11 protein-coding genes, 1 tRNA gene, 1 other RNA gene and 2 pseudogenes are annotated in these 11,740 nt (G+C 69.3%); 4 read left to right on the top strand and 11 right to left on the bottom strand.

Features of this window, described 5'->3' with window-relative positions; all coding sequences use genetic code 11:
• Positions 1–58 precede the first annotated feature (58 nt).
• The 5 genes and pseudogenes from M3N57_06985 to ffs form a co-directional block, all read right to left on the bottom strand.
• Positions 59–1,349: pseudogene (locus M3N57_06985) on the bottom strand (alpha/beta fold hydrolase).
• Positions 1,350–1,396: 47 nt separating this feature from the next.
• A complete protein-coding gene (locus tag M3N57_06980) occupies positions 1,397–2,776 on the bottom strand; it encodes a DedA family protein (GenBank protein MDP9022428.1) in 1,380 nt (459 codons plus the stop codon).
• Between the two features lie 18 nt (positions 2,777–2,794).
• A complete protein-coding gene (gene recR / locus M3N57_06975) occupies positions 2,795–3,391 on the bottom strand; it encodes a recombination mediator RecR (protein MDP9022427.1) in 597 nt (198 codons plus the stop codon).
• A 7-nt stretch (positions 3,392–3,398) separates the two neighbouring features.
• On the bottom strand, positions 3,399–5,126 hold the full coding sequence (dnaX, locus tag M3N57_06970; GenBank protein MDP9022426.1) for a DNA polymerase III subunit gamma/tau: 1,728 nt from the start codon (positions 5,124–5,126) through the stop codon (positions 3,399–3,401).
• 46 nt (positions 5,127–5,172) lie between these two features.
• An RNA gene (gene ffs, locus M3N57_06965) (signal recognition particle sRNA small type) lies at positions 5,173–5,270 on the bottom strand.
• Positions 5,271–5,619: 349 nt separating this feature from the next.
• On the opposite strand from ffs, the gene M3N57_06960 reads away from it, so the two are divergent.
• Both M3N57_06960 and M3N57_06955 read left to right on the top strand, forming a co-directional pair.
• Positions 5,620–6,000, top strand: a complete 381-nt coding sequence (locus tag M3N57_06960) for a hypothetical protein (protein ID MDP9022425.1) — start codon at positions 5,620–5,622, stop codon at positions 5,998–6,000.
• A 118-nt stretch (positions 6,001–6,118) separates the two neighbouring features.
• On the top strand, positions 6,119–6,391 hold the full coding sequence (locus M3N57_06955; GenBank protein MDP9022424.1) for a hypothetical protein: 273 nt from the start codon (positions 6,119–6,121) through the stop codon (positions 6,389–6,391).
• A 91-nt stretch (positions 6,392–6,482) separates the two neighbouring features.
• Here the strand turns inward: M3N57_06955 and M3N57_06950 are convergent, their stop codons facing one another.
• The 4 genes and pseudogenes from M3N57_06950 to M3N57_06935 all read right to left on the bottom strand — a co-directional run bounded on the left by M3N57_06950 (position 6,483) and on the right by M3N57_06935 (position 9,464).
• The gene (locus M3N57_06950) at positions 6,483–6,914 is read right to left on the bottom strand and encodes a putative toxin-antitoxin system toxin component, PIN family (protein ID MDP9022423.1); all 432 of its coding nucleotides are present in this window, start codon (positions 6,912–6,914) and stop codon (positions 6,483–6,485) included.
• A complete protein-coding gene (locus M3N57_06945; GenBank protein MDP9022422.1) occupies positions 6,915–7,157 on the bottom strand; it encodes a hypothetical protein in 243 nt (80 codons plus the stop codon).
• Positions 7,158–7,262: 105 nt separating this feature from the next.
• Positions 7,263–7,502 (bottom strand): annotated as a pseudogene (locus M3N57_06940) (DUF6429 family protein).
• A gap of 3 nt (positions 7,503–7,505) precedes the next feature.
• Positions 7,506–9,464, bottom strand: a complete 1,959-nt coding sequence (locus tag M3N57_06935) for a hypothetical protein (GenBank protein ID MDP9022421.1) — start codon at positions 9,462–9,464, stop codon at positions 7,506–7,508.
• 522 nt (positions 9,465–9,986) lie between these two features.
• Between M3N57_06935 and M3N57_06930 the strand changes: the two genes are divergently transcribed.
• Together M3N57_06930 and M3N57_06925 are read left to right on the top strand one after the other, a co-directional pair.
• Complete coding sequence (locus tag M3N57_06930) at positions 9,987–10,328, top strand: hypothetical protein (GenBank protein MDP9022420.1); 342 nt, start codon at positions 9,987–9,989, stop codon at positions 10,326–10,328.
• Between the two features lie 417 nt (positions 10,329–10,745).
• Entirely contained in the window at positions 10,746–11,030 is a 285-nt protein-coding gene (locus tag M3N57_06925; GenBank protein MDP9022419.1) for a hypothetical protein, read from the top strand.
• 194 nt (positions 11,031–11,224) lie between these two features.
• Here the strand turns inward: M3N57_06925 and M3N57_06920 are convergent.
• Positions 11,225–11,316 (bottom strand) — tRNA-Ser (locus M3N57_06920).
• A 168-nt stretch (positions 11,317–11,484) separates the two neighbouring features.
• On the bottom strand, positions 11,485–11,740 hold a 256-nt coding region (locus tag M3N57_06915; GenBank protein ID MDP9022418.1), incomplete at its 5' end, for an LLM class F420-dependent oxidoreductase.

Here is an 11,740-nt window from a genome sequence, read left to right as displayed (position 1 = left end):
CTCCTTCGCGGCAGGCGGAGTTGCGGCTGCCCGCTGCGCTAGCCCCTGCGGCGGGGCGCTACCCGCGCGAGCCCGCCAGGTGCTTGTCGAACCAGCGCACCGCGTGTTCGGCGACCTCGTCGAGTTTTCCCGGCTCCTCGAACAGGTGACTGGCTCCCTCGACGATCACGACCTCGTGCTCGCCCCTCAGCCGCTGTGCGGCCTCCTCGTTCAAGCCGATCACCCCCGTGTCCAACCCGCCGACGATCAGCAGCGTCGGCGTGATCACCTCGGCGAGCCGGTGTTCGGCCAGGTCCGGTCGGCCGCCGCGGGACACGACCGCACCGACCTTGTCGGGCAGGTCCGCGGCTGCCGTCAACGCCGCGGCTGCGCCGGTGCTCGCGCCGAACAGACCGATCGGAAGGCCGCTCGTGTCGGCCTCCTGGTCGACCCACCGGGCGGCGTCAAGGAGCCGCTGACCGAGGAGGCCGATGTCGAAGACGTTGGCACGGTCACCCGCCTCGTCTGATCTGAGCAGGTCGAACAGCAGGGTGGCGAAACCGGCGTCGTTCAGGATCCGCGCCACGTGCTGGTTGCGTGGGCTGTCGCGGCTGCTGCCACTGCCGTGCGCGAACAGCACGACGCCTCCCGCCCCGTCTGGCACCTCCAAGTAGCCGGGCAGGCTGAGCCCGCCACCCACGTCGACGCGGACGTCACGTGGCATCGCCGCCTCCTGGCTCGTCGTAGGCGCGGGACAGCAGCTCGACGACCTCGTCGTCGCGGGTCTGGCCGAAGTCGCGGTACCAGGATCCCACCGCCATGAACGAGGCCGGAGTCTCGAGCGCGATCACCTCGTCGTAGTCGTCCTTCAGCGCCTGCACGCTGTCGGGCGGTCCGACCGGGACGGCCAGGACCGCCCGCTTCACGCCCCGTTCGCGCAGGACCTTCGCTGCCGCCGAGGCGCTCACCCCGGTGGCGATCCCGTCGTCGACCACGACCGTGGTCCGGCCTTCGATGGGGACGGCCGGGCGGCCGCTGCGGTAGCGCTGCAGGCGGCGGTCGAGCTCGTCGCGTTCCTCGTCGATGGTCGACCGCAGGTCATGCCGCGACAACCCCAGCCGGGACAGAGATCCCTCATCGAGGAGCAGGACGTCGTCCTCGCCGACCGCCCCGACGCCGAACTCGGGGTTGTGCGGGGCGCCGACCTTGCGCACGACGAGCACGTCCAGCGGCGCGTTCAGCGCCTGCGCCACCTCGTAGGCGACCGGCACGCCACCGCGGGGAAGTCCGAGGATCACCGGTTCCTCGGCGGCGAGGTCGCTGACACGCTCAGCCAGCCGACGACCGGCTTCCCGTCGGTTCTCGAACATGTCTCCAGGGTGGCAGACGACCGGCCGCTACCAGCATGAACGCCTGGTCATGTCCGGGGCTGGGCTGACCGACCGGAACTGTCCTCATCGTCGGGGAGCGCGCGGAACGGCAGCCGAGCTTGCACCTCGATGGCGGCTGCCCATGCCGTCCCGACCGCGGCACCGAACAGGACACCGGTCAGCGACGCGTCTGCGGTGACCAGCTCCGCGACGCCGACGACCACCATGGCGAACACACCGACCGCGATGAACTTGACGGCAGTGGCCCACTCCAGACGGGTGCCGGCCACCGCGACCAGGTGTGCGGCCAGAGCCGCGACGACCGCCACCGCCGTGGACGGGAACTCGGTGGCGGTGATGCGTTCGGTCACGATCGTCCGGACGACGATCGCGATCCCCGCGGCCCCGACGGTCCCAACGACGACCCGTAACGCCGCCCGCACCGACGTTCGCCGCCACGCGTAGAGGGCCATCAGCATCGTCGGCGCCGACAACCACGGCAGTTCGAACGCGCCGGCGACGACCTCGGACACCGCGGCGGCCGTCGGCGTCCGCACCTGTCCGAACCAGGCCCGCACCGGAGCATCGAACGCGGCGAGACCCTCCAGCCCGCGCACGTCGTTCAGGACGACACCGGCCAGGATCGCGCCCAGCGCGACGACCAAGAGACCGAGCGTGAGGTTCAGCCCACGCGCGATCGTCGGGTCGAACCTCCGGGCGAGCCACCGCAGCTGCGCGCCGTACCGACGCCGTAGCCAACGCGCCGGCCGGGTGGCAGCGACCCGTTCGGCGAAGGCTCTCATGCGCTCGGGTTCGCGTATCGCCCGGCGCGCCGCGACGCGGATCAGGAAGGCCACCACGATCAGGAGCAGCACCAGCAGCGACGCCGGTCCGGCGTACCGCTGGATCACGCGCCACGACCGACCAGCGACGTAGCCCAGGCAAACGAACGAGATCGCCCACACCAACGCGCTGGGAACGCTGAACAGCAGGAACCGGCCGTAGGGCATCCGGCCCAGCCCGGCCACGAACGGCAGGAACGCACGCAACACGGTCGCCCACCGCCCGAGCGCCACCGCACTGCCACCCCGATCCTGGAAGTACTGCGACGTCCGGTCGATGCGTTCCCCGAAGCGCGCACGGACCGGTTCCCACTCCGCCAGCTGGCGTCCCCAGCGCCGACCCAGCCAGTACCCGGTCGAGTCCCCGAGCGCCGCGGCGACCGCGGCGACCGAGGCCATCGTGACCAGCGAGACCTGGTCCTCTGCGGCCAGGACCCCGCCGAGCACCATCGCGGTCTCCCCGGGCGTCACCAGGCCCAGGAACGCCGCCGCCTCGCCGTACGCGAGCAGACCGATCACGGTGTACGCGACCGGACCGCTCATACCCAGGACCGCGTCGATGACCGACTGGATCACACTCTCCACGGCGCGAGCCCCGAAGGTCTACAGGTCGCGTCGCCCCGCGAACGCCCGCCCCAACGTCACCTCGTCGGCGTAGTCGAGGTCGCCGCCGACCGGGAGGCCGCTGGCGATCCGCGTGACGCGTACGCCCAACGGGCGGACGAGTCGGCTCAGGTAGGACGCGGTGGCCTCCCCCTCGACGTTGGGGTTGGTCGCGAGGATGATCTCGGTCACACCTTCGGTGTCGAGCCGACCGAGGAGCTCCTTGACGTGCAGGTCATCCGGGCCGATCCCGTCGATCGGTGAGATCGCCCCACCCAGCACGTGGTAGCGCCCGCGGAACTCGCGGGTGCGTTCGATCGCGATCACGTCACGGGGCTCCTCGACCACACACAGCAGCGCGGGGTCGCGGCGGGGGTCGCGGCAGATGCGGCACTCGTCGTGCTCGGCGACGTTCCAGCACCGCCGGCAGAACCGCACCCGCTCCTTGACCGTGACGATCGCCTCCGCCAGCCGGCGTGCGTCAGTCGGGTCTGCCTGCAGCAGGTGGAACGCCAGGCGCTGGGCGCTCTTGGGCCCGATCCCGGGCAGCCGCCCGAGCTCGTCGATCAGGTCCTGGACCGCACCCTCGTAGAGCACTGCTGGCCTACCGTTCCTCGACGGGTTGGGCGCCGAGCTCGTCGCGCAGCAGCGTCGCAGCGTGCGTGGCGGCCGTCTGCTCGTCCACCTCCTGGCCGGTGTGCTCCGCCTCGCCGACCTCGGTCTCCTCCTGGGACAGCTCCTGCGACCGCGGCGCCGGGTCACGCGCGCGGGAGTCACCGTCGCCGGACGCGACCTCCGTGCGCAGCTGCACCGAGACGTCGCAGACCTGCTCGATGACCTTCCGGACCGCCTCAGCGTGCTCTGGCCGACCGACCTGGTCGGCGTGGAAGCTCGACGGGAACGCCAGCACCAGATCGTCGCGCTCGATGCGCGTCGGCGTTCCCGCCTGTGCGATCGCGTGCAACCGGACGCTTCGCTGCTTGAGGTGATCGAGCACCTGCCGCCAGCGCCCCGCGACCGTGCTGAACGCGTCGCCGTCGATGTCGGCGACAGGCTCGGTGTCGGCCGGAACGGTCGCGTCCGCTGTGGTCTCGGGACGGGGAACGGCAGCGTCGCTCGGAGCATCGATCGGGTGCGCCGGGCGCGGCGTCGGATCGTCGCCGCGAGCCTCGATCCGGTCCGCCGGGCGGGGCGCCGCTGTCTCCAGACGTGCCACCCGGTCGGCCAGTGCCGCGACGTCGCCGATCACCTCCGGGAGCGCGAGCTTGGCCAGCGCCAGCTCGATCGGGAGACGCGCCGGTCCCCGCCGCATCTCGGCGATCGTCTCGGCCAGCACGTCGACCGCCCGGAGCAGCGTCTCGTGCGGCAGCAGCTGCGCCTGCCCGGTCAGCCGCGTCCGCCGCTCCGCCGTGGCGTCGACCAGGTCCGGCCGGTCCGGTGCGACCTGCAGCACCAGCAGGTCGCGGAGGTGCTGCGCGAGGTCGAGCGCGAACCGGCGCAGGTCGTGACCCTCGTCGAGGAGCGACTGGGTGAGCGCCAGCAACCCGGCGATGTCGCGGGCCGCCAGCAACGACACCGTCTCGAACGTCCGCTCCGCCGGCGTGTGTCCCAGGACCTGGGCGACGGCGTCGCCGGTGACGTGACCGCCGCCGAACGACAGCACCTGCTCCAGGATCGACAGGGTGTCACGCACGGAGCCGTCGCCGGCGCGCACGACCGCCTCGACCGCGTCCTCGTCGATCGACAGACCTTCGAGCGCCACCACACGTTCGACGTGCCCGGCGACGTCCTGCGCCCCGACCCGGCGCAGGTCGAGGCGCTGGACGCGGGACATGATGGTCGGCAGGACCTTCTGCGGGTCGGTCGTGGCCATCGCGAACATCACGTGGTGCGGGGGCTCCTCGATCAGCTTCAGCAGCGCGTTGAACGCCGCGGTGGAGGCCATGTGCACCTCGTCGAGGATGTAGACCTTCTTGCGTGCCCGGGCGGGTGCGAACATGGCGCGCTCGCGCAGTTCCCGGGCGTCGTCCACCCCGCCGTGGGAGGCCATGTCGAGCTCGATCACATCCACCGACGAGCCGTCGGTGATCTGCACGCACAGGTCGCACACCTGGCAGGGATCGGGGGTGGGGCCCTGCTCGCAGTTCACCGCCTTGGCCAGGATGCGTGCCGTGGAGGTCTTCCCGGTGCCGCGGGGGCCGGTGAACAGGTAGGCGTGGTGCAGGCGGTCCTCGGCGATCGCGTTGCAGAGCGTCTGGGTGACGTGTCGCTGCCCCACCACCTCCGCGAACGATTGCGGGCGGTACTTGCGGTACAGCGAGACGTACGCCACGCGAACCTCCTGCAACGACCGCGAGGCCCGAAGTCCGAAGGTCCGCTCCGGCCGCCCCGTCCGGCACCCGTCCAAGAACGGCTTAGGGCTGCTGCCTTCCGGCCCTGACCCGGTTCACCGGAGGACGTCGCCGGGGGGACGACCGGAGCGCACCACCGGGCTCCGAGCCCCGCCTCGGCGGCGAGCGTACCGGCTCGTCGCTGCGGTGTCCGCAAGCGGAGGGTGAGGGATTCGAACCCTCGAACTCGATGCTGAACCCACGACCCACGACGCACCTCCCGCTCCCGACCGCTCCGACGGCGAACGTGGACCCCAACGTCGGACGGGTCAACCGCGACCAGCCCGCCTCTGTGCACGACCGCGACGCCGAACGCCCGTACGAGCGATATCGCGCAGTCGAAGGCGTTGGACCCCCGGTCAGTACATCAGGGCGTTATGCGCCGGGTCGTCCTCGGCGAGAGCAGTCGGCGGCGGGGCCACCTACCGTGACCGCATGAACGAGGAACCTCGCCCGCCCCTCTTCTTGGACGAGCACGGAGACATCGACGCCTACCTCACCGTGGCGGAGATGGCCAGCGATGTGGAGACAGTGGACGTGCTCAACAACGAGTACGAGGCCTTCGACGCTGAAGGGAACGTACTCACCCTCCACGCAACCGATTGGCGTTCGCCGGTGTCGATCACCCTGGACTCAACGGCACCGTCCCCACCCGACGAGGACTCAACGGCACCGTCCCAACCCGACGAGCTGGCCCGCCGGCTGCGTGCTCACGTTGACAGGGTCGGGCTCGAGCGCTTCGACTTGGAGGTGCCGCCTGAGCACGCGTCACTCGGTCAACTCGTTCGAGCAGTAGCTCGCTTCCACATCCGGTAACCGCCGTTCCTCTCCGCAAGTTGCTCCGCGACGCGTGCGCGATACTGGCGGCCGTCCGTCTGAGGAAGCCATCACAATGTCGCCTCGTTGCGTTCCGCAAGCCGAGTGGCCATCCGGAGTGGAGAACGTCCCCTTGGCTCACCTGTCACGGACGTCGTCCGAGTTGGCGGATGTCGGTGGCTTGAAGTTCTACGACGTAGATGGCGATCTCACGTCCGTCGTCGAGTTCGACCACGCAACGTTGTGGTTGGTTGACCTGCCCGACGGACGCGAGGGCACGACAGTGATGGCACCCGAGTCAGGTATCGATGAGGACTCCGCGCTGAATGAGTTGGTCGCGTTCCTCGGAGGTGACGTTGCGACCATCGAGTGGCGTCGAGGTGTCAACTGATATCCGCCGCTTCCGACAGGACCGAACCTTCGCCTCCGCATGGCACGATCCGACGGACAGACGTTCGAGCATGGTCAGTCCAAGCCGCCCTCTATTCGGCGTCTGCCAGCCGTTGGAGGAACGCCGCTGGTCGGATCGTCGGCAACTCCTTGAGCCCGAGCTCGATGAGATCGGAATCGCCCGAAACGAGTACGTCCGCTGCGGACTCGCGGGCCAGCGCGATGAGGTAATCGTCGTCCGGGTCGTTGGAGACGGATGGGACCGACGCAGGGTCCGGGTGCAGGTCCGCGCGCTCTCGGAGGTCCGCGACGAAGTGATCGGCTTCTTCGATGGTGACGTACCTGCGGAACTTGTCGCGATGCAGGACCCTCGTCAACTCATCGAGTAGCGCAGGCGAGGCGATGAGCGTGAAGTCCTCGGCATCCAGGGCATCAAGAATCAGCGACGTCGGGCCGCCGGGCGAGATCAGCGCTGAGACCAGGACCCCGGTGTCGACGACGACGCGTTCGAATTCCCGAGCCACCTACCCGGTGTCGGGTCGCTCAGCGCGTTCGGCCTCGAGTTCGGAGTACGCGAGCTCGAGCGCTTGCTCGTCGGTGAGGTCGCTGCGGGCGCGAACCTTCGCGGCCAGCTGGGCGAGACGGCTGGGCTGGAGCTGTCGGCGAAGCGCATCCTCGATGATGCGGTCGCGAGGCTTGCCGGTGGCCACTGCGCAATCCTCGGCGAGACGAAGCAGGTCGTCGTCCAGTTCTACTTCGGTTCTCACGCGACTCATACGACGATCATCCTGCTCGGTCATCCTCCTATTACGATCCTAACGCGCCGGGGCTACCGGACTCCGCCGCGGATTAGCCGGCAGACGACCACTAGCTCAGGTCCCAGCCGCACCGAAGTGCTGATCGAAGAGCTCACGAGCGCGGCGCTCGCCCTCTTCGGTGAGCACGACCGACTTCGCCTTCGATCTGGGGTCGCTGATCATCCCCGACTCGTGCAGTCGGTTCATCGCGTCCTAGCCGAAGCCCTTCCACGCACGGACGACCCCGTGGTGTTCGAACGCGTTGAGATGCAGCAGCGCGAGCACGACCTCGTCCACCTTGTCCTCGTCGTACATCGGTCAACCTCTCCCTGGCGATGGGCCTGCTCCAGAACGGAGCTTGAACAGAGCACGTCGCGCTGACTTCGCCACCGCCTTGTCCGGATGGGTCGCTGCGATCGCCCCGAGCACCTCCCCGGCCTGCTCGGTCCGCGGACGCCAGAGCTCCCCCACCGCCTCGACCACCTCGTCGCGTCCGGTGTCCGAACGCACCCCCAGCATGAGCGGCAGCCACATCGCTAGCGGGTGCGGTCCCCGTAGGTCGAGCACGGCGTCGAGCAGCGCGACCTGCTCGGCCGGATCGCGCGTCACGACCTCGGCCGGATCGGCGTCCAGCGCGTCGACACGCCAGACGGTCACGTAAGGGGCGAGGCGCGGATCGTCCTCCAGGGACCTGACCGCCTCGGTGGCCGGTTCACCGAGGCGCAGCAACGCGTTGAAGCCGAGGCCGACCGCGACCGGCTCGGTCGTGCGCAGAGCCGTGGCGAGGTCCTTCGCGGCAGCCCGGGTGTCCCTCGCCGCGATCCACGCGTCGAGTTCAGCGCGGGCCACGTCGTCGGGGAGGTCGGCGCAGCGTTTCAGGAGCGTCACGGCGTCGTCGTCGACGTGGGTGCGGGCCACCGGGGCGTCGACGAACGGGGTGGCCATGCGGTTGACGGCCCACGTCCCGAGCTCCGTCAGCTCGACGGTCCCTCCGATGCGATCGACCCCGACGGTCGACTCGACCTCGGCGACATCGCGCACGTCGACGATGCCCAGTTCGGCCAGGCGGTCCAGGATGCGACGCACTCCGTGCTCGACGAAGCTGCGATGCGTGTCGAGCTTGCGCTGCTCGATCCCCGACAGGTCGAAGAGCTCCTGGAGCCAGTCCCACGTCTGGTCAGCCAGGTCCTCGATGTCCTGCGGCCCGTGCTCGTACCACCCGAGGAGCCACTCGCTGACCTGGGCGTCGACATCCTTTGCGTACCAACCGAACCCGTAGTTGTCGTCGCCGTAGTGGTGGGAGAGCACGCCCACCTCGAGGAGTCCGCGCAGGGCGCGGTAGCAGGAACCCAGCGGATCGGCATCCATGCTCGCGCCGGCCTTCGTCGCCGAGACCTTCCCCTTGCGGACCTTCACCAGTCCGGCAGCACGCGCCCACCGGAAGGTCAGATCGAGCGTCACCAGCTCGGTGGAGCTGGTCGTCTTGAAGGTGCGCTCGCCGATCGTCTCATCGATGCGGTCACCGGTGTCGAGCGCCTCGACCAGATCGCGAGCGTCAGCGAGCTTGAGGTTGCCACGGTCGGTGAGGGGCCGAGGTGTAGCGACGTAGTCCACGAACCCGGCCAGCCTCACCATCGCTGGTGCCGAACGCGCCGCGCTCTCCAGACGGTCTTCGGGAGCCAGGGTCACCGGCCGTAGCCGTCGACGAGACTTGGCGGCCTCCATCATCCGAGCCATCGGAGGGCCGACCACGTCGTCACGTTCTTCGACGGTGCCGGCGTTGAAACGGTCGACCCAGCTCCGCATCGCGTCCGCGTCGGAGGTGTCCACCCCGTCGTCCGTCATCGCTCCGAACAGCGACTTGGCCAACCCCCACCGTGATCGGTCGACCATGGCCTCCCGGAACGGATCCGACAGCTCGGCCAGCGCTTCATCCAGCCGTGGGAGTGGGTCCGAGGCAGGTGACAGCAGACCCTGGTCTTCCAGGAACTCGAGGAACGCGGACACCGACGGGATGGTCGTCTCGACCAGATCCGGCTCGGCGGAAACCTTCCGTGGGTACAGCTCGAGCAGCAACCGCTCGAGATGGCCCACCTTCCACCAGCCGAGATTGCCGTCGAGGTAGCTCCACTTGAAGTCCAGCACGAGCGGACCATCAGCAGCCAGGTCCGCCGGTCGTCCCTCCTCGACCAGCCACCGTTCGAAGCGATCGACCAGCTCGTCGCGGGCCGCGAAGAACGCGCTCTCGTCGTCGGGACCGAACCGCATCCGCACCATCCACCCACCTCGCCCGGGACAGGCCGGGATGGTACGCACAACACCGCGCGGTCGTCGGTTGTGCGTGGCGGTGAGCGCACGTCACGGGGATCGGTCGGCAGATCGCCGTGTGCGTGACCCTCCGTACTACCGAGATCGACCCTGAGCGAGGTCAAGCCCGCGCCAGGGGCCTGAAGCTGCGCGGACGGCGGAAGCGGGCACCGCCTGTCTGATATGTGAGCACCGCCTGTCTGATCTGTGAGTGGACCGTCCTCACCGCCTGTACGCGATGTGGCACCTGTTCGCGAGCACCGGCATGCGGCGCGGCGAGATGGCCGCGCTCCTCTGGCGCTACGTGGACCTCGACGAGGGCCTCATCTCCATCGTTCGCAACGCGGTACCGGTGCGCGGGCAGGTCATCGAGCAGGACTACCCCAAGTCGGCATCCTCGCGACGAGCGATCGAACTCGACGAGCTCGACATCTCCGTGTTGCGTGAGCACCGTCGGCGACAAGCGGAAGAGAGGCTGGCGGTCGGCGGAGCGTGGGCCGCGTCGAGCGCGTGTTCACGACCACCGTCGGAGGACGGCTCTACCCGCCCGACATCACGAAGACCTTCCATCAGCTCACGGACGACGCAGACGTGCCTCGGATCCGGGTGCAGGATCTCCGTCACCCGCACGCGACACTGCGGCTGAAGTCGAACGAGAACATCAAGGTCATCAGCGAGCGAGTCGGTCACAGCACGACGTCGTTCACCATGGACACCTACGCGTCCTACATCCCAGGCATGCAACGCGAGGCGGCCCGACGTTTCTCGCGTCGCCTGCTCGACGGGGATGATGCCGATGGCGACTCGGGCACCGACAGCCCCGCGTCGACCTAGATCCTGACGTGAAGCGACTCGAGGACCACATCCGGCCGGCGGCGGCTCCGGACCCTGACGACGAGATCGTCCTGCGCGGCAGTCCGAACACCACCGACAAGCTGCTCGACTCCGCTCGGCGGATGTCGACGCAGTGGACCTGTCGTGGCGCGGCCTGCTTCGGTGTCTCCGTCCACGTCGTCCCCTCGGACGAGCCCGACGCGGTGCTCAGCACCGATGCCTACCGCACACGTCACCACTACCGCTGCGGAACGGTGCGACGGGTGCTGGCGGCAGGCTTCGACCTGTTGCCGACGTTCGCCGACCCGCACCACTACACGGTCCTCGTGGAACCCTACACTCGATCCCGGGCCGATGACCTCCTGGCCGCGCTGCCGCACCGCGAGGAGAACCCGTACTACCTCGAGGGACAGGGCGATGACCGAGACCCCCACCACGGATGTCGAGGTGGCCCTGCCCGCGGATGTCCACCAGATCGACGAGACCGGCTACATCTGGAGCGTGCTCGAGGAGGCGTCCGACCCCGATCGCATCGCCGAAGGCCGCGTGATCGTCGCCGGAGATCCCGACGAGCCGTTCCTCGCCCGCGTCATCGACATCGTCGACGGCGCCGACGGGACCCACATCGTCCACCTCGAGGTGGTCGGCCTTCCCGGTCAGGTGATCGACGAGCTCACCCGCGCCAAGCTGCTCTCCGCCTGATCCTGCCCCCGCGGGCGGCTCGGAGGCCCCGTCGCGGCACGGTTACGGTCGGCGTCTAGCACATCGCCCGCCGCACATCGCCAGCCGCACATCGCCCGCAACCTGTGACCAAGTCGTGACCAAGTGGGCGTTCGGGCTGGTTCGGCGCGAAGGGGGTCCGGACCCGCGAAACCCCCTCTGACCTCGACGTTCGTTGGCGGAGGGTGAGGGATTCGAACCCTCGAGGGGCTTGCACCCCTACACGCTTTCCAAGCGTGCGCACTAGGCCTGACTATGCGAACCCTCCAGGTTGGTGGCCGCCGACGAACTCGACTGACTCCGCCGAGCGGCGCCGCGTCGTCTCACGGAGGGAGAGGGATCCGGCCCTCGAGACCCTCACGGGCCTACCCGCCTTCGCGGAAGAGACCATGTCGGGGGCGCCCACCGGCAGCTCAGCGTACCGCCGAACGCCACGTCAGGTGACGACCGGGAGGATCTCTTCCGCGTAGAAGGCGATCGCATCTTCCTGTCGGGGGCCGATCTGGAGGACATGCACCTCGTCGAACCCCGCCTCGACGTACTTGTGGATCTCCTCCAGATGGTCGTCCGGGTCGGGGCCGCACACCCAGCGTTCGCGCGCGTCGTCCACCGTCGTGGACCACGCGATCTGCTCGAAGTGCGTGGTGGTGGGCAGATCCTGTGACGCCTGGCCCGGGACGAGCTCGTGCCGC

It is taken from the genome of Actinomycetota bacterium, assembly GCA_030776725.1.
GTDB lineage: Bacteria > Actinomycetota > Nitriliruptoria > Nitriliruptorales > JAHWKO01 > JAHWKW01.
Note: the sequence above shows the minus strand (reverse complement) of the source record. Positions and strands in the feature narration are given on the sequence as shown.